At 42.3% G+C, this 22,383-nt stretch carries 18 protein-coding genes; 8 read left to right on the forward strand and 10 right to left on the reverse strand.

All coding sequences use genetic code 11. The features are described from left to right. Window positions 1–42: 42 nt before the first annotated feature. Complete coding sequence (gene metG / locus GZH31_RS06940) at window positions 43–2,067, reverse strand: methionine--tRNA ligase (protein ID WP_180311514.1); 2,025 nt, start codon at window positions 2,065–2,067, stop codon at window positions 43–45. A 178-nt stretch (window positions 2,068–2,245) separates the two neighbouring features. Here metG and apbC point away from each other — a divergent pair, with 178 nt between their 5' ends. From apbC to GZH31_RS06965, 5 genes are all read left to right on the forward strand, one after another. Next, window positions 2,246–3,325 carry an iron-sulfur cluster carrier protein ApbC gene (gene apbC, locus GZH31_RS06945; protein ID WP_180311515.1) on the forward strand — a complete coding sequence of 360 codons (1,080 nt, stop codon included), beginning with the start codon at window positions 2,246–2,248 and terminating at the stop codon, window positions 3,323–3,325. A gap of 311 nt (window positions 3,326–3,636) precedes the next feature. Continuing rightward, on the forward strand, window positions 3,637–6,279 hold the full coding sequence (locus GZH31_RS06950; protein WP_180311516.1) for a family 16 glycosylhydrolase: 2,643 nt from the start codon (window positions 3,637–3,639) through the stop codon (window positions 6,277–6,279). A gap of 126 nt (window positions 6,280–6,405) precedes the next feature. Next, complete coding sequence (locus tag GZH31_RS06955; protein WP_374027198.1) at window positions 6,406–9,312, forward strand: TonB-dependent receptor; 2,907 nt, start codon at window positions 6,406–6,408, stop codon at window positions 9,310–9,312. A gap of 408 nt (window positions 9,313–9,720) precedes the next feature. Continuing rightward, window positions 9,721–10,308: a dCTP deaminase gene (gene dcd, locus GZH31_RS06960; protein WP_036968938.1), complete on the forward strand. Its 588-nt coding sequence runs from the start codon at window positions 9,721–9,723 to the stop codon at window positions 10,306–10,308. A gap of 187 nt (window positions 10,309–10,495) precedes the next feature. Further along, a complete protein-coding gene (locus tag GZH31_RS06965) occupies window positions 10,496–12,922 on the forward strand; it encodes an EAL domain-containing protein (protein WP_176714570.1) in 2,427 nt (808 codons plus the stop codon). Here GZH31_RS06965 and GZH31_RS06970 read toward each other — a convergent pair. Together GZH31_RS06970 and GZH31_RS06975 are read right to left on the reverse strand one after the other, a co-directional pair. After that, the gene (locus tag GZH31_RS06970) at window positions 12,888–13,667 is read right to left on the reverse strand and encodes a CLCA_X family protein (protein WP_371915637.1); all 780 of its coding nucleotides are present in this window, start codon (window positions 13,665–13,667) and stop codon (window positions 12,888–12,890) included. The two genes, GZH31_RS06965 and GZH31_RS06970, sit on opposite strands and share 35 nt — an antisense overlap. Next, the gene (locus tag GZH31_RS06975; protein WP_065979822.1) at window positions 13,664–14,263 is read right to left on the reverse strand and encodes a tRNA-uridine aminocarboxypropyltransferase; all 600 of its coding nucleotides are present in this window, start codon (window positions 14,261–14,263) and stop codon (window positions 13,664–13,666) included. Before GZH31_RS06975 ends, GZH31_RS06970 begins: the two co-directional genes overlap by 4 nt. 126 nt (window positions 14,264–14,389) lie before the next feature. Between GZH31_RS06975 and GZH31_RS06980 the strand changes: the two genes are divergently transcribed. Together GZH31_RS06980 and GZH31_RS06985 are read left to right on the forward strand one after the other, a co-directional pair. Continuing rightward, window positions 14,390–14,734 (forward strand): Hpt domain-containing protein, encoded by a 345-nt coding sequence (locus GZH31_RS06980; RefSeq protein ID WP_065979823.1) that lies wholly within the window; start codon window positions 14,390–14,392, stop codon window positions 14,732–14,734. 93 nt (window positions 14,735–14,827) lie between these two features. Beyond that, entirely contained in the window at window positions 14,828–16,045 is a 1,218-nt protein-coding gene (locus GZH31_RS06985) for a pyridoxal phosphate-dependent aminotransferase (RefSeq protein WP_036968919.1), read from the forward strand. 281 nt (window positions 16,046–16,326) lie between these two features. Here the strand turns inward: GZH31_RS06985 and GZH31_RS06990 are convergent, their stop codons facing one another. From GZH31_RS06990 to GZH31_RS07005, 4 genes are read right to left on the reverse strand one after another with little or no spacing between them, the layout of a single operon-like run. After that, complete coding sequence (locus tag GZH31_RS06990; protein ID WP_180311518.1) at window positions 16,327–16,794, reverse strand: glycine zipper 2TM domain-containing protein; 468 nt, start codon at window positions 16,792–16,794, stop codon at window positions 16,327–16,329. Between the two features lie 12 nt (window positions 16,795–16,806). After that, complete coding sequence (lpoB, locus tag GZH31_RS06995) at window positions 16,807–17,418, reverse strand: penicillin-binding protein activator LpoB (protein ID WP_036968915.1); 612 nt, start codon at window positions 17,416–17,418, stop codon at window positions 16,807–16,809. A gap of 10 nt (window positions 17,419–17,428) precedes the next feature. Next, window positions 17,429–17,854, reverse strand: coding sequence for a YcfL family protein (locus GZH31_RS07000; protein ID WP_036968913.1), 426 nt, complete (start codon window positions 17,852–17,854; stop codon window positions 17,429–17,431). A gap of 8 nt (window positions 17,855–17,862) precedes the next feature. Beyond that, entirely contained in the window at window positions 17,863–19,227 is a 1,365-nt protein-coding gene (locus tag GZH31_RS07005; protein WP_065979824.1) for a COG3014 family protein, read from the reverse strand. Window positions 19,228–19,388: 161 nt separating this feature from the next. Between GZH31_RS07005 and GZH31_RS07010 the strand changes: the two genes are divergently transcribed. Then, the gene (locus GZH31_RS07010; RefSeq protein ID WP_180311630.1) at window positions 19,389–20,222 is read left to right on the forward strand and encodes a DMT family transporter; all 834 of its coding nucleotides are present in this window, start codon (window positions 19,389–19,391) and stop codon (window positions 20,220–20,222) included. A gap of 1 nt (window position 20,223) precedes the next feature. On the opposite strand, the gene GZH31_RS07015 is transcribed toward GZH31_RS07010, so the two are convergent. Genes GZH31_RS07015 through GZH31_RS07025 form a run of 3 tightly spaced genes read right to left on the reverse strand, consistent with a single transcriptional unit; the run spans window position 20,224 to window position 22,378 of the window. Continuing rightward, window positions 20,224–20,907 carry a M15 family metallopeptidase gene (locus GZH31_RS07015; RefSeq protein ID WP_180311519.1) on the reverse strand — a complete coding sequence of 228 codons (684 nt, stop codon included), beginning with the start codon at window positions 20,905–20,907 and terminating at the stop codon, window positions 20,224–20,226. Then, window positions 20,904–22,034, reverse strand: coding sequence for a succinyl-diaminopimelate desuccinylase (gene dapE, locus GZH31_RS07020; RefSeq protein WP_036968908.1), 1,131 nt, complete (start codon window positions 22,032–22,034; stop codon window positions 20,904–20,906). The genes GZH31_RS07015 and dapE overlap by 4 nt, the downstream gene beginning before the upstream one ends. Beyond that, window positions 22,034–22,378, reverse strand: coding sequence for an ArsC family reductase (locus GZH31_RS07025; RefSeq protein WP_036968906.1), 345 nt, complete (start codon window positions 22,376–22,378; stop codon window positions 22,034–22,036). The genes dapE and GZH31_RS07025 overlap by 1 nt, the downstream gene beginning before the upstream one ends. Window positions 22,379–22,383: the final 5 nt, after the last annotated feature.

Consider the following 22,383-nt stretch of genomic DNA (forward strand, 5'->3'; position numbering starts at 1 on the left):
TTGTGTTTGCACACAACGGTTTTTTTACAATAAGGTTTTACCTTACATGACACGCATGCCTGGCTCTGAACCCTCATCAGGGTTAAGAATATAGATTTCTTTGCCGCCAGGGCCTGCTGCTAACACCATGCCTTCAGACATACCAAAACGCATCTTACGTGGTTTAAGGTTCGCTACCATAACGGTCAGCTTGCCTTCGATGTCTTCAGGCGCATACGCAGATTTAATACCGGCGAATACCTGGCGAGTTTCGCCACCTAAATCTAACGTCAATTTTAATAACTTATCAGCACCTTCAACGTGTTCTGCTTTTGCAATTTTCGCTACACGTAAATCAACTTTAGCAAAATCATCAAATTCGATTTCAGGGCTGATTGGCTCTTTCGCTAATGGGCTATTAGGATCAATCTTGTCTTTTTCAGCGACGAGGCTTTCTTTTGATTCTTCAATCATTTTATTTACTTTATCCATTTCAACGCGTTGCATTAACGGTTTAAATTTATTAATAGCATGACCCACAAGCGCTGTTTGCACACCTTGCCATGTTAATGCGTCATTTAAAAAGGCTTCAACATTGGCAGCCATTCCTGGTAAAACAGGCTTTAAGTAGGTGATAAGCACACGGAACATATTGAGACCAAGTGAGCACACGTCATGCGCTTCTTGTTGTTTTGCTTCGTCTTTAATTAACACCCAAGGAGCTTTAGCATCAATAAATTGGTTGGCTTTGTCTGCAAGCGCCATAATTTCACGAATAGCACGGCTATAGTCACGATTCTCGTAATGATTAGCAATGCTGTCTGATGCCGCTTGGAATTCACTTAGTAACGCTTCATCCATCACTGTGTCGCTTAGTTTCCCGTCAAATTTCTTGGTGATGAAACTAGCACAACGGCTTGCAATATTGACCACTTTACCAACCAGATCTGAATTTACACGCAGGGCAAAATCTTCAAGGTTTAAATCTAAATCAGTAATACCGTTGTTAAGTTTTGCCGCGTAATAGTAGCGTAGATATTCAGGGTCTAAATTATCTAGATAAGTACGAGCCTTTACAAAAGTGCCTTTAGATTTAGACATTTTTGCGCCATTTACGGTGACAAAGCCGTGAGCGAATACATTAGTTGGTTTTCTGAAGTTTGCCCCTTCTAACATGGCAGGCCAGAATAAACTGTGGAAGTAAATGATGTCTTTACCGATAAAGTGGTAAAGTTCGGCTTCTGAGTCTTCACGCCAGAACGCATCAAAGTCGATGCCTTTCTTGTCACATAGGTTCTTAAAGCTGGCCATGTAACCGATGGGTGCATCTAACCATACGTAGAAGTATTTACCTGGAGCACCTGGGATTTCAAAGCCAAAGTAAGGTGCATCACGACTGATATCCCACTGCTGCAGGCCATCTGCAAACCATTCGTCTAACTTGTTAGCCATTTCTTGTTGGATAGTGCCAGAGTGTAACCACTCTTTTAGCATGTCTTCAAAGGCTGGCAAGTCAAAGAAGTAGTGCTCAGAGTCTTTTAACACAGGCTCCGCACCCGACATGACAGAACGTGGATTGATAAGTTCAGTTGGGCTGTATGTTGCACCGCATGCGTCACAGCTATCACCGTTTTGATCTTCAGACTTACACATTGGGCAAGTACCTGTTACAAAACGGTCAGGTAAGAAAATGCCTTTTTCTGGATCAAAAAGCTGAGAAATAGTGTGCTTCTTAATGTGGCCCGCATCATTTAAGCGGTTATAAATAAGCTCGCTTAACTGCTTGTTTTCTTCGCTGTGAGTGCTGTGATAGTTATCAAATTCTATGTTGAAATCAGCAAAGTCGCGTTGGCGTTCTACACTGACATTTTTAACCATTTCCTCTGGCGTGATCCCTTGTTTCTGCGCATTAAGCATAATGGGGGTGCCGTGAGCATCATCTGCGCACACGTAATAGGTCTCATGACCTTGTTGCTTTTGAAAACGCGCCCAAATATCAGTTTGGATGTATTCTAATAAATGACCTAAGTGAGTCGGGCCATTGGCATAAGGTAATGCGCTAGTAATCAGGATCTTTCGCTGTGCCATAATCATTCCGAATTGAGGATAGTTCGTTGCAAAAATGCATGAATATCATTATTTAATTCATTGCGAGTTGCCTATATACAAAACAACGCAATGATATTATCTAATTGTCTGGTTTTAATGCCTTGAATGTTACATAATTCCGAAGCACTTTTCATCAAAGAAACGCTATTTTATTGCTATGTTTGGACTGTCAAAATTATTCTCTGGTAAATCGGCTGAAAAAGAACCGCTACTTGATGCGTTAGCTGCTTATAGAAGCAGCGCATTTGCGATTGGGATTGAAGCCCAATGGGTAAAAGAAATAACAATAAATACCGACAAAAGCTTTAAGGTTAAGCTGGAATTACCCTTTGCTGGCAAGGGAGAATTAGCACAAATCGGAGAGTTTGTTAGCAATAAGCTCTCAGTATCGGTGAGCATCGACGCCGAGGTGTCATTACCCAACCAATGCTGCTTTAAGCAGATTAAGCAGATTGTACTTGTTGCATCTGGCAAAGGGGGAGTGGGTAAGTCGACAACGGCTGTGAATCTTGCCTCAGCACTTGAGCAAGAGGGAGCTAAAGTGGGGATTTTAGATGCTGACATTTATGGCCCATCGATCCCTTTACTTTTAGGTCTGCAGGGTGCTGAGCCTAAAACACTGGATAATAAAAACTTATTACCATTTGAAGCACATAATTTGAAAGCGCAATCAATTGGTTTCTTAGTGCCGAGTGATGATGCAACAGTGTGGCGAGGCCCCATGGCATCGGGGGCGCTTAATCAACTTATGAATGAGACCGATTGGGGTGAACTTGATTACCTCATCGTTGATATGCCGCCCGGCACCGGTGATATTCAACTAACCATGAGTCAAAAAGTACCTGCTAGTGGCGCTGTAATTATTACAACACCGCAAGATTTAGCCCTAGCTGATGCACAAAAGGGGATTGCTATGTTTAATAAGGTCAATATTCCAGTATTGGGTCTTATTGAGAACATGAGTTACTTTTTATGTGGTCATTGCGGCGAACCCAATCATGTATTTGGCAAAGATGGCGCTGTAAAATTAGCTCACCGCCATGGTGTGCCTGTATTAGCCAACATCCCTCTTGCGATTGAAATACGTGAAAGCTCGGAGCAAGGGCAGGTAATTTCTCGAGATAATGCAGCATCAATCAGCGCTACCTACAAAAATGCTGCACGTATCCTAGCCAGCAGCTTGCATTACCAGCAAACACAAAATAGTTCGGTAGAAATACTGATAACAGAAGATTAAACACAGAAAAAAAATGTTAATTTCTTGTTTTTTATTACTCATTGTGACAATGAGGTATTTGTGTTTTTGTGCTTAATCAGTGCATTTACTGCCCTTTAGAGTGTTTTTTGTCTACTTAAAAGACACAAATGTTCGATTTTTGTTAATATTTTATTGACCTTTTCACAACCCTGACATACGCTTTTGTAAGCGCTTACATTGTTTGGCTTTTTATTTGCCCTTAAATGTAAGCGCTTACAATTGGCTGATTAAAAAAATACTTATACCGATCAGCTGAGTACTAACAAACACTCATGTTAGGGTTCAATGTAATGAACAGAATTAAAACACACATAACACAACTTGCGATGGCGCTTTCTGTAGCGACATTAGCTGGCTGCGGTGGCTCTGCCACAGAAACAAAAATCGACACTATCAACCCAAGTGAACCCACTTCTGATTGGGTGATGATATGGGAGGATGACTTTAATGGCGATTCAATTGACGATGGTAAATGGAACTTCGAAGTTGATTGTGCCGGTGGGGGTAATAACGAAAAACAATGTTACACCGACAGCAAAGATAATGCTTTTGTTGAAAATGGCATTCTAAATATTGTTGCACTGCCCGCAGAGGAAGGTGCGACTAAACCGTATACCTCAGCACGTCTAAATACTCGCTATAAAGCTGATTTTAAATACGGACGCTTTGAAATGCGCGCTAAACTGCCAAGTGGTCAAGGTGCATGGCCTGCCTTTTGGATGATGCCCACAGACGAAGTATACGGCGGTTGGCCCCGCTCTGGTGAAATTGACATTGTTGAAGCCGTGAACCTTAAAGTGCCTACCGATGATGGTCTAGAATCAAACATCTACGGAACATTGCATTATGGTAAAGAGTGGCCAAATAACGATCAAAGCGGCAAAGCGTATACCTTTGATCAGGCGTCAAACCCTGCAGATGATTTCCATACCTATGCAATAGAATGGCAAGAGGGAGAAATTCGCTGGTATATTGATGACTACCTCTACGCGACTCAGCGAAAGTCTGAACTGCTTTATAACGCCAGCGGCGAAGCGCTAGCGCTAAAGCATAAAGGATGGTATTCAGAATATTTCGACCAAACAACGGGTGAACTAACGACATTTTGGGATGCTTCACCCTATGATCAAGAGTTTTACTTGATATTAAACTTTGCAGTTGGTGGTGATTGGCCAGAAAACGTTAATGCGACGGGCATAGATACGAGTGCATTCGAAAATGGTCAAGCGTTCGAAATTGATTATGTACGAGTTTATGAGTGTGCTCAAAATCCAGACACGGGTAAAGGCTGTGAAACTGTCCGCCCAGGGTATGACAGCGTAGAAGATGCACTGGTAGAAGGTGCTGCACCAGCCCCAACGCCGCCAAGCGATGGCACGGTTACGCCGCTTACCATTTTTGATGGTAGCTTCAATCCAAATTGGCCTGCATGGGATTGCTGTGGTGGTTCTACACCCGCCCTTGTTGAAGATGTAGAGCGTGGCGAAGTAGTTGAGTTTAATATTGGTGCGCAGCCAACAGTGAATGGATTTATTAGTCGTGAAGCCTTTATCACTGACGAAAATGGTGTTGCTTCACCTTATGATGCAAGTGCTATGTTGGAGGATGGTTACGTACGATTTGATATGCAAATCATGTCATTACCTGCCACGCCAGATGCTCCTTGGCTTTTTAAAATAGAAAGTGACGAGGGCAGTTCTGCAGTCGAAATGAACCTTAACATGAGTACTGAAGGTGCTGAACCTGTCGTCGGTGTATGGCAAACCTTCACCTTTCCACTGCAAGCACTTGCAGATGCAGGATTAAATGTGTCACTTATTGATGTCATCATGATCTTCCCTGCATGGGGTCAAGGTGAGGGTGCAGTTTATCGTGTTGATAATGTTGAAATTACAAACGGCGCATCGACCTCTTTACCTTCATTAACGTTATTCACAGATGAAACGAACATTGACTGGCCGTTGTGGGATTGTTGTGGTGGCTCAACGCCAATTGAAGTCATGGATGATGAGGCTCACGGGGTAACAGCAGAGTTTTCTATCGGTGCTCAACCGACAGTTATGGGCTTTATTAACCGGACATCATCAGGTGGTAGTGGTTCACAATTTGATGCGACAGCGCTTGTGGACGAGGGGATGTTGCAGTTCGAAATGAAAGTGATATCTCTGTCGAGCACACCAGAGGCAGCGTGGTTGCTAAAAGTTGAATCAGACAACGGTACAACCGCTGTGGAGGTTAATCTGAACACCAGTGTTGAGGGGGTTGACCCTGTTGCGGGTGAATGGCAAACCTATACTTTCCCTATTAGTACGTTGCTGCAAGCAGGCTTAGATGTCAGCGCTATTGATGTGATCATGATTTTCCCTGCTTGGGGTCAAGGTGAAGGGGCTGTATATCGTGTAGATAATGCACGTATTTATGCACCAGAACCACAGTCTGATCTCACATTATTTGCTGATAATGTCGCTGAGCAATGGAGTATTTGGGATTGCTGCGCAGGCCGTACACCAACAGTTGAAACGGATGATGAAGCGCATGGTGCTGTGGCTGAGTTTAAAATAGGTGCAACAGCTACTGTTATGGGCTTTTTAGCTGCTGATGGCGTGAGTTTTGATGCTTCTCATATGGTTTCTGAAGGGGTTGTTCGTTTTGAAATGAAACTGGTTTCAAATGCCAGCAATCAAGATGCGCAGTGGTTGTTCAAAATCGAATCGAATGATGCAGGTCAAGCTGTTGAGCTTGCGCTAAGTGCTAGCCAAGAAGGCGTCGAGCCTGTGGTCGGGGAATGGCAAACTTACACCTATACATTGTCTGACTTGCTCAGTGCAGGTCTTGATATTAGTGCAATAGACGTTGTCATGGTATTTCCCTCGTGGGGCATGGGAGAAGGTGCGGTCTATCGTATCGATAATGCCGTGATTACAAACCCATAATTTCATCTGACAACAGGCTAGGGTGCACACAAAACAGCACCCATTTTACATGACAATTTTTTGCAAAAGCAGGTAATCATGAAAAGCACAAAATTAATTAAAACACCTCTTGCAGCATCAATCGCAATGATCCTGACAACAGGGTTTGGCAATCTCTCAATGGCGTATGCTCAAGATGAGCAACAGCAAGTAGATAAAGAAATCGAAGTCATCGAAATTAAAGGTATTCGTGGCAGTATGATCCGTGCCATGGACATGAAACGAGACGCAACGGGAGTGATTGATGCCATCTCAGCAGAAGAAATGGGTAAATTTCCCGACACCAATTTGGCCGAGTCATTACAACGTATAACGGGTGTCTCTGTCAGCCGCTCGAATGGCGAGGGGAGTGAAATCACAGTACGGGGGTTTGGCCCTGAGTTTAATCTTATCATGTTAAACGGACGTCAAATGCCGGGGACGGGTTATACCCGCTCTTACGCACTTGAAAATATTGCCGCAGATGGTGTCAGTGCGCTCGAAGTGGCTAAGTCAGGTCAAGCTGATGTGCCAAGTGGGGGCTTGGGGGCGACGGTCAATATTATCACGACTCGCCCATTGAATAGCCCTGGTGAAAAATTTAGTTCCTCAATTAAGGCTATTCACGATTCGTCAAACGAGGCAGGTGATGATGTAACTCCTGAGTTTTCTGCCATGTACAGTAATACCTACGCTGAAGATTCTGTTGGTTTTGCGGTATCGTTTTCTCATCAAGAGCGTGATTTTCAACAGCAAAATGCCAATATTCAGGGTTGGCAAGCCAATGTCGATTTACCGACGCTAGATGAGGGGGCATTTATCGACCCGCGTGCAGTCGACAGCGAAGGTAAACGTGTTGGTAATCATTTCTTCCCGAAAGATATGAACTACAGCATTGCGGATGCAGAACGTGAACGTACAAATGGTCAAGTGACTTTGCAGTATGCGCCCATTGATAACTTTGTTGCTACGCTTGATTACACAGCAAGCCGAGCAATCACAGGCGTTAATACCGTTGGTTGGGGTATCTGGAACGAGTTCGGTGGTAACATCAATCGCTATGAGCTGGATGAAAACGGTACTGCTTTATTCGCTGATATTAGTGGTAACGATGGCTCATTCACAGCAAATCGAGAAACCACTGAAGTTAAAGCACGCTCAATTGGTTTAAACCTAGAGTGGCAAATTAACAATGAATGGGAAGTAGAGTTCGACTACCACGACTCTAAAAATGAAATAGACAACGGTGCTGATGACGGATTAGGTTCATCGGGGCAAATCATCCTCGGTTCAGATCAATTGCGTAGTAAGGTTTACGATTACCGTACAGGTGAGATCCCGCATGCTTACGTTAATTGGAACAACGGGACTACGGTACTAGACCCAAGCGAGATTGACTCAAATTTCAGCCAGTTTATTTACTCTCCGGGTGAGTCGAACGTTGAGCAAGCGCAGTTGCATACACATTGGTTTAATGAGCGTTTTGAAATCCCATTGGTAAAAGTGAAATTTGGTGCTGCACATACAAAACAAACCATGGGTGGGTTCACTGCATGGAGTGGTTTGCGAGGGGGTCCTGGCTTTAACCCATCATTCACAGAAATCTTTCCTGATGGCATGTTCACCTACAAGGAAACGGGTGACATGTTAGATCAATTTCAGGGGGGAGGCAGTGATTTACAACCGAACTATTACTATACCTACAGTTTTGAAGAGGCTTTAGCCCGGCAACTCGCTTACTTAAACGAAGATCTTTTAGGTGATAACTACTATTCAATCGATCCCTTTTTCGATGGCATTGACAGTGAAAGTTATGTTGAAGAGAAAACGCAAAGCGTCTACGTGAATACGTTGTGGGAATTTGATGTCGCTAATCACTTTGTACAAATTAATGCTGGGCTTCGCTATGAAGAAACGGATGTCACCAGCACGGTACGCCAACGTGTTGAACAACAAGTGAATTGGGTGAGTGAATCAGAGTGGATCATGCAATATGAAGCTGGCGGCACCGATAACTTTTACCAAGAACAAGGCAATTATGATATTTGGTTACCTAATATTGATGTAAAAGTAGAGTTAACCGATGAACTCGTTGGCCGTGTTTCGTGGGGTAAAACGATGGCTCGAGCTCCTTTGGGCGATTTAGCGGGTGGACGCAGCCTGACCGGCAGTCCAAAACCGGGTGCTCGCACGGGTGGGCAAGGTAACACGAACCTGTTGCCATTTGAGTCTACAAACTTGGATGTGTCTATTGAATATTACTACGGCGAAGGCAGCTATGCGTCTGTTGGTTACTTTAAAAAAGACGTGGATAACTTTATTCAACGTCAAATCACTGAAACGACAATCGATGGCCTTTACGATATTTTAGACGGGCCGCGTTATCAAGAAGCCATTGCAGCTATTGAAGCGCGTAATGAGCAAGTCACAAGCAAAGCCATTTTTAACGAAATGATTGCCCTTGGCTATGGTAATGCTGATGGTGAAATAGAACCAAGTAGTTCAGACCCGTTAATAGTGTGGAATATTACCCAGCCGCAAAACACGGACAGTAAGTCAGTTGATGGTGTAGAGGTTGCGATACAGCACTTGTTTGGTGAAAGCGGCTTTGGCTTAGGTGTGAACGCGACATTTGTTGATGGTGATGTTGAATTTGACGTAGACAGCCTAACACAACAGTCGCCACTACCAGGTTTGAGTAATTCTGCAAACTTCCAAGCTTTCTATGACAAAGACGGTTTGTCGGTAAAAGTGACCTACGCATGGCGTGACGCTTACTTGATTGGTGTTGGCCAATCACAAGGCTCAGCGGATGCACCACCACAGTTTGGTGACACATTCGGGCAGTGGGACTTAAGCGTAAACTACGATATAAACGAAAACATGACGGTGTTCTTTGAGGGAATTAACCTCAATAATGAAACCGAGCGCGGTTATGGCCGTTACGAAGAGCAGTTTTTGTTTGCTCGTCAATACGGCGCTCGTTACGCAATTGGTGCACGCTACAGGTTTTAAACAACACGTTATCTCCCAAGACATGAAAGCCGCTCTCTGAGCGGCTTATTTACTATTTTGCGCACTAACATCGCGAGAGTACGAACTCGTTAACGTATTTGAAGGTTCATATTTTCTCAGCTTATGTCGCGTCTTGTTATACATTCATTGTATTAAAAAAATCATTTCACCCCATACTAAACGTAAAAGTTATTCTTAACGGTTTAAATGAGTATAAAAAATTAATTCATGAAGAAATGTCTGTAAGACTAACTTGATAAGTGAGTTTTGTGTCACAATAATCCCAGCATACTGTGAGCTTTAACGCTTATTGATTGCATTAAATGCATGAACTAACGTGAAGCAAGATAATTTTTACAGCGCAACATGTTGATAATAACTGTTTGGCTGTTTTAGGTAGAATAATAAATGAGATTATCAGATACCCATATTCAGCAATATATTAACGAGGGTCGTATCGTTATAGAGCCTTCACCGAGTAAAGACATGATTTCTGGGGTGACGGTAGACTTACGTTTAGGCAATAAGTTTCGAGTGTTTCAAGATCATACCGCAGCTTACGTTGATTTAAGCGGTCCGAAAGATCAACTTAATAAAGCGATGGAATCAATTATGAGCGACGAAATCGTGTTAGCGGAAGAAGAAGCCTTTTTTCTTCACCCAGGCGAATTAGCCTTGGCGATTACGCATGAAAAAGTTACGTTACCCGCTGATATTGTGGGTTGGTTAGATGGCCGCTCCTCACTCGCTCGCCTTGGTTTAATGGTGCACGTAACGGCACACCGAATTGACCCAGGTTGGTCAGGTAATATTGTGCTTGAGTTTTATAACTCGGGTAAATTGCCTTTGGCATTAAGACCCATGATGAAAATAGGGGCGATGAGTTTTGAGACCATGACCAGCCCAGCCGAAAATCCTTACAACACCCGTAAAGATGCGAAATATAAAGATCAAAACTCGGCGGTAGCGAGTCGTATTAGCGACGATAATAAGTAAGCTTTTCTTATGTGGCCTACGGGCCACAGTACTTTAATTGCAAATCGTTCCCAAAAGTTGGCAATTTACGCTGTTCCCCCCCATACTTTTAGCTGGTGTTTAATGGCACGGAGCTAAAATGCTTTCAATCAGCAGGTGCATCCTTACGTTTTATAAACAGCTGGTAACTGCTACTTGTTGTCTTTTTTTGTATACCTTTACAGCGACTTTAAATGCGGCTGAACTCCCTGTTTGGCTGATAAACACTGATGACCCAGTTTTTATTGTTAGCCAATCACTGCAGCAGAAATTAGACGATAAGCATAAAGTAAATATGCTTGAACCCAAAACACTTCGCTTAAAAGCACACAGTTCGTATTGGCTTGTCATCGACTTAAATAAGTTACCAAGTAATCAAGACTACGTTGTGTATATTGCTGAACCCAACTTAACGTGGAAAAAGTTTTATCTTCTTGATGATTTATTACAAATTCAAAATAAAGATAGATTGGCATCATTAGTCAGCTTATCGAGTGTGCGACCACACTGGTTAGTCGATCACAATCGTCAAAATCGCTGGGCACTTCTTAATTTCCAACATGAGCATGCGATATCAATTGAAGTCGGGGTTGTTTCAGCTAAAACGTTTGAAGTTAATTTACACCAAACAATTTTGGGGTATGGCGCTATCCTGGGTGTCTTGGTTTTATGCATGTTTGTATGTGGGGTGTATTACTTCATATCGAAACGCTTTAAGTATCTGACATTAAATGCTTACTTCGTTTTAGTGACCATTGGATTTATGATAGATAATGGTTTAACGAGCTTTTTTGTTAGCGGGTTAGAGTGGAGCGCTAAGTGGCTTATAAACCAGTATGCATTGTGTTTTGGTGCTTATTTTTTGTATCACTTTGCTGCAATAAACAGACTTAAAAGTCACTATAAATCGGTGTGGATCGCTTTATTAGGTGTGTCAATAATTACTGCAATAATGGCTTCGTTATTGCCGCAACTCAATCTGCAATCGTCGTACATTTTTAGTTGTATTGTCTTTTTAATGCTCGCAGGTATTGCGATTACTATTTTGTACAAAGGAAAAGGTGAGCGTACGCGTTTAAGATTATTAATGGTGCTTACATTGTCTGTTCAAGCGTTTAGTTGGTTGGTGTGGAATGGCTTTGGTGTTGGTAATCACACCATGCAAAATGTCATTCTATTATTCACATCGTTAGCTATTAGTTCATTGTTGTTACTTAAAGATAGACACAGAATTTCATCATTTAATTATTCAATGACACATGATGCGGATACAAAATTACCCAATAAACAATTGCTACTGAGTGAAATAATGAAAAAAGTAGCGCACAAACAACATTTTTCTGTGATGTTGTTCAGGCCCCATGTCTTGGTAAATGCCAGAGCAACATTTGGCTATGAGCATGCTAATAACTGCATTGTGACTACGCTGGATGTACTTACCCAACAGCTTGAATCGATTAATGCTTTAAGGCTGGAAACCCATGTTGATCAAGGTGTCTGGATAGCACGCGTTGATGACAGTATTTTTGCTTGTGTTGTAATGGGGGAGTTGGAACTGAGTCATATAGAGCAATTTGCTTGTTTGATTCATGGAGTGTTTGAAGAGGGCATCACGCATAACAATGTAAAATTAGTTGATAGTGTTGATATTGGTGTTGCCCATTATCCTTTACATGGTAATACCGCCAGACAAATTCTACAGTGCGCGATTCAAGCTATGAGTGAAAAGCGCCTGCAAGGTGAGCGCTGGCGTATGTTTGATTTAGAAAGTGCGAGACTCTCAGAGCAAAGGCTGCTCATTGCCGCATCATTAAAATTAGCGATTGAAGAAGACCAATTAAACTTACATTTTCAGCCACAGATATGTTTAGAAACGGGTGATATTGTGGGTTGCGAAGCGCTACTTCGTTGGCATCACCCTGCACTTGGAGCAATCGGCCCTGATACCTTTATTCCGATTGCTGAGTCCTCAGGGGTCATTAATCAACTTACCGAGTGGGTCGTTGCGAAAGGCATAGAATGGCAAGCAAGGTTTTGTGAGTTAATACCTGAGCATGTCATTTCTATTAATATCTCGGCAAAAGATTTGCTCAATAAAGATTTACCTGTGCTGTTTATTACTAAGTTAAATGAGCTAGGTGTAAGTGCTGATTCTGTGATGCTTGAGTTAACAGAATCAGCGACCCTGGAAGAAAGTAAAAATATAAAAATAACACTGGACGATTATCGCTTAATTGGTGTGAAACTCGCCATTGATGATTTTGGTACAGGTTACTCTTCACTCGCTTATTTAAGTCAACTGGGCTTTGATGAGGTGAAAATTGATAAGCAGTTTGTTCTTAATCTCGCTTTTTCGTTAAATGATCAAAGTATCTGTAAAGCAACCTGTGATATTGCTAAAACGCTCGGTGCCAAAGTGGTGGCCGAGGGCATTGAAGACCCGCAGAGCTTGGCCATTTTACAACGTTATGGCTGCCAAATAGGGCAGGGATATTACTTTTCCAAACCGCTTGAGGCTGACGATTATTTACTGTGGATCAAGAACTTTAAGTCGGTTGATGTTAGCCACGATGTAAAAGCACACCTAGTTGATTAAAATACCGTAATAATGCGTCTGAGCAGCGTGATGTATGCTCTATGCTTGGGTAAATTAAACCACCGTCATTTAAGCCACTCACTAAAAAACTATTTTTAATCGCAGGATGGACAGCAATGCATTGCTCAAAACACCGTGCCGCAAGTTCTTCTGGCATGCTCATATAAATATGCTGTCGTTGTTTATCAAAGGCTATCGATTGTGTGACGAACTCGTTTGGGTTATTACCTTGAGTATCTAAAAAAACCTGATGAAAAAACTGATTGAGGAAATGATTTAACGGGTGTGTTAAATCAGGTGTTTGGGTTAACCACAATGATGAGCAAAACTGCATGGGTTGTCTGTGTGGGAACATATGCTGGCAAATATGGTGATCAAAGGCATGAAACCACTCATGTGCGAGGGCTCCTCCTCCGGCATTTTTTGCCAGAGCAAGTGTTTGGCTTTGCGCATTATAATGTGCTTGCACTCCTTTTTGACCGCCATGACCGAAAGCAAAATTCAGTTTGCCACGAAGGCCCATTGCCACAGGTGGTAATGACAGTATTTGTGCGAGATCTGCCAGCGCGTCATAAATTAAATTTGCAGCTAATAATCGTTCTTGCTTGGTAACCCAATGACCCACAACGAGGGTACGAAATCCGAACGTGTCGCGAATATCGTCAAAATCAACTTGGTCATCAAAACGGTAATCGGGACCTTGGCGGCTAAACCCCGCACTTAAACGTTTAGACACTCGCATTATAAGTAACGTGCCTTGACTGCTTGAGGCATGTGCTGAGTTTGTTTTTCAACAAGCGCCGTGAGTAAGTGATAAAGCGGGTCAACATTACACTGTTCGATTAAATTAAGGCTCTGTGCAACGGCTTCTAATGTCGACAAGCTATCGGCGCGAGGTGCTTTTCTGATCACGTATTTGTTTTTTGGTAAAGTGGCGAAGCTGACAGCCTTGAAGTGCTGCAAACTTGGGGTCAGCATCAGCATTTTGTAGGCTTTTTTCCATGTGCCATCAAGCACCACTAAATGAGTAAGCTGTTGTTTAAAGTCTAATGTTGCATCAGTGCACTTATCAAGCATGATTGCATTATCGGCGGGATACAACAGTGCCGTGCTCTGTGTTGGTAGTGAGGCGAGCTCAGGAAAGTCTTGCTCAGACTCACCACTCAAAATAATACAGTTCGCTAAACCTAATTTAAGCAGGTGCGCTGTGTTTTTAGTTACTTTTTCTTCGCTAGGATGACGTAATATAATGATTTTTAGTTTATTATTAATTATGCTTATCGCATTACATAAGCAGGTTCTGACTGAAAAGCCACAACCCGAACACAGTTCTCTAGCCATATTAAACTTCTAGCATACAATTAAAGTATTGCTATTATACATGAGCTCTGGTCATAGGGTTGCTTTTTTACAATGAACAGCTAGAGTTGCGATTTAAATGATGACGTTTTTGATCAAGGGATAAACATGACGACGATCACAATAGATGAAGGTGCACTTGAAGGTATGGAATCGCTTTTGGGTGATCAATTTGCCGACACCTTAACCTTTTGCTGCAGTGAGTTTCAGCGCTTGAGTGGTGAAGTTTTAGCGAATTTGGATTCAGAAAATGAAGTTGCTGCGCGTCATGCACATAGTTTAAAGTCAAATGCTGCGCAATTCGGTGCATCGAGCTTATCTGATGTTGCTCGCGAAATTGAACAGGCGTTAAACGAGGGGCATGTGGATACAGCAATAGAAAAGTCACAAAACCTTGACGCGCAAGTTGCAGGTTCAGTTGAAAAACTACAGGCCTGGTTTGCTGGTCGCTAATAACTTGAATTTATTTCAGTTATAACCTCAAAAATCCACTAGCGTGGTTAGCCTCTGCTAGGTTAGTCTTAAGGTCTAATAGTAGAGGTAACCATGTCACAAATAAAAAAGAGTCACAAACTTAACGGTGTCTGTTATGACATTCGTGGGCCTGTGCTTGCACAAGCTCGAAAAATGGAAGATGAAGGTCAAAAAGTTCTCAAGCTTAATATTGGCAACCCTGCGGCCTTTGGTTTTGATATGCCTGAAGATATGCACCGCGATATCATCCGTAACTTGTATTCAGCCCAAGGCTACTGTGACTCTAAAGGCCTTTACTCTGCCCGTGTGGCTGTTTATCAACACTATCAGCAACGTGGATTATTCAACCTAGATGTCGACCATATTTATATCGGTAATGGGGTGAGCGAGCTTATTCAAATGACGACTCAAGCATTGCTTGATAACGATGATGAAGTACTGATCCCAGCACCCGATTACCCACTATGGACCGCGTCTGTTAAATTAGCGGGTGGTAACCCTGTTCATTATTTATGTGATGAAGAACAAGATTGGTTTCCAGATATTGCTGATATAAAAAGTAAAATTACCTCAAAGACAAAAGCGCTGGTACTGATTAACCCGAACAATCCAACGGGGGCTGTCTACAGTGATGACTTATTAATGGAGCTCATTAATATTGCGCGAGAGCATAAGCTGCTGTTATTAAGTGATGAGATATACGAGAAAATTTTATATGACGGCGCCACACATACCTCAATAGGGGCGTTGTGTGATGATGTGCCTATTATTACCTTTAACGGCCTTGCAAAAACATACCGAGCAGCGGGCTTGCGTATGGGCTGGATGGTATTAAGTGGCCGTACAAGTGTAATGGAAGACTTAGTGCGTGGTTTAGATATGTTGGCGTCTATGCGCCTGTGTGCCAATGTACCTGCACAATATGCGATTCAGCAAGCATTGGGTGGTGTACAGTCAATCGATAATCTAATTAACCCCGGTGGGCGCTTGTGTGTGCAACGTGATATTGCATGGCAAGGACTAAATGCGATAGACGGCATTAGTTGTAAAAAACCAAAAGGCGCACTGTATGCCTTTGCAAAAGTAGACACCGACAAGTTTAAGATTAAAAACGATGAACGCATGATCTTAGATTTGCTGAAAGCCGAAAAAATACTGCTCGTGCACGGCAGGGCATTCAACTGGCCTGAGCCTGACCACTTTAGATTGGTGTTTTTACCGAACAAAGATGATTTAACTGAAGCAATGGGTAAGATGCAACGATTCTTTGCAGATTACAAACAGAGCTAAAATCAGCGCTCATAACAGCGAGCTAAGGCTCTAATGCCGTTCACTTTAGGTGAGCGGCATTTCTTTTTATGGAGTAACGATTGCTCGCTGTTACTTTTACCAGTTCGCAATAATACTTAATCATTTTGAGGGATTAAACCTGTCGCTACCCGCGTTAAAAATCTCTAACTTACGACTGCTTGGATGCAGGAAACACCTAAATAACAACATTTTTGCCTTATTATCAACGCGGTTTTATTGCCTCAAAATAGATTACTTAATTAAGCAAATTAGCATTACTATTAAAAAGCCTTATCTACGCGAACGGTGTTATCACTTAAATAAACAAGACGAACTTTGTCACCTTGATTAAATATCATCCGACTATCCTTGTCTTGAACGACCATGTATTGCTCGCCATTTTCTACTTGAATCATTAACTCAACAAGTTGATATTCAATATAACGGCTTGATTGCTGACGGTTGTGTGCAATCGACCCGCCAATCATTGAACCAAGAATAGTTGCCACAGTTCGACCACTTCCGCCGCCAAATTGATTCCCTACAACACCGCCTAATAGTGCGCCGCCAAAGGTTTTCCAGCCATTTGTTTGATCTTTAACCAGTTCTTGCTCGGTTATATTACGAACTGACTGCACTGAACCAAACAAAACTTGCTGCACGGGAACCGCTTTATTACGCTGATAATCAGCGTAACTCGGCGCACTGAGCAATAAACATAGGCTAAATAAACTAATAAGGTACTTCATATAACCTCCTGGCTACCAGCCAAAAGTAGATTTTTCGCGTGTTTTACGGATTTCAGTTTCATCAGCCCACTCAATCAGGCCGCTTTTTAAATCCATTAAACGCATTGTGAATTTATAATAGACATCGGCTTTATCTGCATTAGATTTTACAATGCTCGACAGGTTACCGTATAACATATATTGCGCTCCCACTTGCTGACCAAATGCGATTGCAGTATTGGGATTGACGAGCGGGTCGACATTTTGGAAATTAAGCTGTTCGCGCACCGCTTCGACACGCGTCATATCAACAAAACGGAATTTACCGCTGCGTAATAATTGTGTCGAAATTGAGTCAGTGATTGATTCTGTATCAATATGCTCGCTGGTTTTATTTTTTATCCGCTCAACAAACACGATAGGACGCGAATTTGCTGTTAATGTCCCCACAACAGGTGATGCCAATAACGAATCTGTCATTTGGCTTGCGACCTTTTGCAAATCAGTTGAACCAAAGTTGATATCGGTTGTTTCAACAGCCTGAGCATCACCATAACTGACAACTGCTTTGTTGGCACAGCCAGATAACAGTAACGACGTTGCAATTGCGATAGCGGTGGCTGATTTCACTGAATATAATTTCATTGTGGCTTCCTTAATCTTCGAATTCTTGTGCTTCTGTTGAGACTTCACGAACAGCAAGCGAAAAGGTGACTGCATCAGATGTTGGGGCTAAGCCCGGTAGTTGTGTTTTTGCAAAACCAAACAAGGTAATTGCTTGCCATGGTGAGTGATTGCCTTTTATGACAAACCCATCGGCGTCATACCAAGTAAATTGATATTGTAAATATTGAGACTTTTTATACTGACTTGCTAATGTCACAACCACATCGGTTAAGCCATTGGTTTGGCGAGTTTTTACATCAGAAATCGCAAGCTTGTTACCAAGTTCAGGGTTATTAACAATAAGTTGTTGATTATATTGTTGTGATGCTTGCTCGACACCGATACCAGAGGTGGTTGGGCGAGAGGAGCAAGCCGCAACGAGTAATAGGGTTAGTAATGGCACTAAATATTTCATTATTGCTCCTAGAGTTGGACTACATGTGAGTCAAAGTAGTTATTAATAAAGGTTAGGTAGACAAAGGTTAACCCCTGCTTACTAACCGCAAAGTCAATTTTTCCGTGCCCTGACACCCACAGAGAGTGATTACCAGGGGTCATTGCTGTTTGTGCGATACTTAACTGATTTGGTAAAGTTAACCAACTGCGAGTATCTGCTTGCTCAGAGGCAAGGTTATATATATTCGCTAAAATATTGCCGACATCACCACCACTTCTGGCAAGTTCTGCACGCATTTTTTCTTTTGCCACTAGCCTCAAAACTTGTCGTGAAACTCTGCCCGCGCTTTGATCTTTCAATGTTTTCGCTGCAAGTGACTCAAGCCGAACTATCGGCGTGAGTGTTAAACTTTCACCCGAGACCGTGATATTTTTTTGTGAGCTCACATAAGGCACGTCGCTGTATACGGGCATGGCGATACTGTAAAAACGCGCATCGCCACGCGAAGTATAAATGGGTAACCGTAAATTATATTCTTGCTTAGCAGGGATCAGGCCTTGCTCGGCAATAATAATAACCTGACCTTGATTGGCGTTGACCTCATTGAGCTTACCAAAACGCTGACTAAAAGTTTCAAAGTCTTGATCAAAACCTTGTTTTTTAGCGAGTCGTAATACATTTTGTTGTAAATATGTATTATCGGTGTTTATCTCTAGGGCTTTTTTATAATCGATATAGGCATCATCAAATTGTTTATTCGCCTCATAAAGCATACCCGATAAATAAAACGTAAAAGCATTTTGAAAACCGTTCTTCACATCACCAATTAGCGTGGTCATGTCGGGGTAGCCAGCGGCGGCTTCTTCAGTGCGTTTATCGAGCTCAGCTTGATTATCTTTCAGTGCATCTTCTTGTACTTTGTTTGCACGCCTTATTTCTACTAAAGCCGATTCTAATTGGTTTTCAAATACATAACTAAGCGCTTTATAGCTATGCAACATAGTCATTTCGTACGCGGGTGGTTCATAACTAATGACTGAGTCATTGGTTAATAATGCGTTACTTTGCTCAAGACCTGCGCTTATTTGTAGTTTTGCAGCTTGGCGCTTTTTTTCCATGTTCATATAAACAGCTTCAAATGTGCTGTTAGCCTCAGAGTGCTGATCTGATAAAAACGCTAACCGCGCAGTTTCCAGCTGATTTAACAAATAGTTACTGTGCATTGAACTGTTACTAGGTAATAGTTGGTTGGCTGTGTCGATATCATTTTGGCTGACAGCTTGGCGCACTGGCCTTAACTGTGTTGCATAATCTTGGAATAGATCAGTAATACCTATGGTACTGCAACCAGATAACAGTAAAACAGCTCCAATAAATAAATGTCGATGCACTGAATACTCCTATAAGACAATGTAATCAGAGTAGCATACGCGACTTAACCGTCTATGATAAATTATGTAAAAAATCGTAAGTGATTTACGTTTAGAACGGTCTTGTATTTTATTATCAAAAGGATATCTGTATTTTGCTAACCACTGTGTTCTATACCTTGATGGCTTTGTGCGCTTTTGCCGCCAATTCTTTATTGTGCAGAATGGCTTTACAAAGTGGTGATATTGACCCTTTGAGCTTCACTGCCATTCGTTTAGTCAGTGGTGCATTAACCTTATTTTTGTTAATGAAATGGCAGGTTAAATCAGTTAAATCGATGACCGTTGTGGACAGAGGTAATAACCTAAGTGCATTGAGTTTGTTTGTGTATGCGCTGTGCTTTTCAATTGCTTACGTTAATTTAAACACGGGAACGGGGGCGCTGATATTATTCTCAGCAGTGCAATTGACGATGATAGGGCACAGTATTATTAGCAAAGAGCCATTGCGTAAATTGCAGTGGGGCGCACTCATTGTTGCTTTTGCCGGCTTTGTGTATCTAATGTTACCCTCTGCAACGGTTCCATCCTTATTACCCGCGGTGTTAATGGCTGTCAGTGGTGTTGCTTGGGGAATATACAGTATTCGAGGAAAAACATGCGAAGCGCCTCTTCAAGCAACCGCGTATAACTTTCTTAGGAGCTTAATGCTCGTTCCCATACTCATTTTGTTAGTGGCGATGCAATGGCACGCTGTATCACCTACCGGCATTTGGCTTGCTATAGGCTCGGGTTCACTGGCATCAGGGGTTGGGTATAGTATTTGGTACTTAGTGTTACCTAAACTCAAAAGCAGTCAAGCAGGCGTTGTTCAACTTATTGTGCCTGTACTAGCAACGTTTGCTGGTGTGGTATTTTTAAATGAGCTATTAACCATGAGGTTAGTGATAGCCAGCGCCTTAATTCTTGGCGCTGTTATGGTGTTTTTATTAGCAAAAAGGCCAGTGAGAACGTAACTTATTGTGGGCTATTTACATTTAATACGTAGCGTTCATATAAACTGTTTAACTCGGATAAAATGGCTTTTTTGCCACATAAGTCACTCTCAGTTATGCGCTGTTGTAATGTGTCGATAGAAAGGTACTGCATCATGTTTGCTGACTGCGCTATATGGCTGATATGCCATGGTTCAGGTGCAACGCCACCCATGTACTCTCGGTATGGACGAAAAAAGCCATATTTCTCGAGATTATCATCAAGCCACGCTGTTAATCTAGCAAATGGCCCAGAAGTTGAATACTCTTCGGGGCTTAATTGCAGTTGATAACTATCACTGATGGCTGCAGTGTCAAAAATATCTAAATCGGTACCAAAATGATGTCGACTCGCGCCGGGTAAGGCTGAATAAAGCATAATTGCGTGGCATTTTTCAGCATCGCTCAATGCCGATAGGTCAACGGTTTCTTGTTCAAGGGTATAAACAGGGCGAAGGCCCTTAAATTTAGCATTCCAAATTGCACTTTGGCGCGTAAAATCACGAAAACTTGAGGCAATTCTAAGCTCAATTCCAGCCCTTTTAGCGCCTTGTTGTAATGCTAAAAAGTCGGTAACAATATCTGCATGTAAACGGTGGTTCTGCAGCTCAACTAAATGTGAGCTACTTGACCCTGTAACGCATTGCAGTAAATCGGGCTGACTCATGTTAACAATTGCTCGAGAATGGTTTCGTATATTTTTGCAAGTTGAATGAGGTCGTCACAGCTCACGCATTCATTCACTTTATGAATTGTGTCGTTGCGAGGACCAAGTTCAATGACTTTAGCACCTGTCTGTGCGATAAAACGTCCATCAGACGTACCGCCTGTGGTTTCAAGTGCAGTATCGCGACCCGTAACGTGTTTAATGGCGTTTACCGTTGCGTCGACGAGCGGACCGTGGTCGGTTAAGAAAGGTAAGCCATTAACAATCCAGCTTAATTCGTAGTTTAAGCCATGCTTTTCAACAATTTTAACAACGCGTTGTTGTAGTTCCTCATAGGTTACTTCGGTGCTAAATCTAAAATTAAATTGAATGTCTAACTCACCAGGGATGACATTGCCTGCACCGGTGCCACCATTAATGTTTGATACTTGGAAACTGGTCGCTGGAAAAAACGCATTGCCTTCATCCCATTGAGTTTGGCTCAGTTCTGCAAGAACTGGGGCAGCTAAATGGATGGGGTTTTCAGCAAGGTGAGGGTAGGCAACGTGTCCTTGCACTCCTTTGACAGTTAAAAACCCTGTGAGAGAGCCTCGGCGGCCATTTTTTACAACATCTGCGAGCACATCACGCGAAGACGGTTCGCCGACCAAGCACATATCAATCTTTTCACCACGTGCTTCGAGTGTATCAATCACTCGGGTTGTACCATTGATAAATGGGCCTTCCTCGTCAGAGGTGATTAAAAATGATATGGAGCCTTTATGGTCAGGGTGTTTAGCAACAAAGCGCTCAGTTGCGATAACCATTGCTGCTAAAGAGCCTTTCATATCTGCAGCACCACGGCCATGAAGCATACCGTCTTTAATAAGGGCTGAAAAAGGTGGGAATTGCCAATTTTTTTCTGGGCCTGTCGGGACAACATCGGTATGTCCGGCAAAACAAAAGTGGGGAGATTCAGTCCCTTTTCTTGCCCACGTATTAAGCGTGTCGGTAAAAAATAGCGACTCAATATTAAACCCTAGCTTTTCTAAGCGTTCGTTCATAAGCGCTTGGCAGCCTGCATCGTCAGGGGTGACCGATTCTCGTTGGATGAGTGCTTGGGCTAATTCAATAACGGGATCAGTCATTAGGCAAAAATCTCGTCGTATTGAGCAGCTTTAAATCCTAAATGATACTGACCGTTATGAATCAGTACTGGACGTTTTATCATTGCTGGTTGCGCGACAAGGAGTGCTAAAGCGCTTTCTTTATCTAAATTTTGTTTTTGCTCATCAGTGAGTTGACGGTAGGTTGTGCCACGCTTATTGACGAGTTCTTGCCAGTCTATATGTTGTGCAAATTCGGTGATAAGGTCGATACTAATGCCGTCTTTTCGATAGTCATGAAAAGTAAAGTCATAATTTTTATCAGATAAATATTTCTTGGCTTTTTTAATTGTATCGCAATTGCTGATACCATACATGATCGTCATAAATT

The organism is Pseudoalteromonas sp. JSTW (assembly GCF_013423925.1).
GTDB classification, from domain to species: domain Bacteria; phylum Pseudomonadota; class Gammaproteobacteria; order Enterobacterales; family Alteromonadaceae; genus Pseudoalteromonas; species Pseudoalteromonas lipolytica.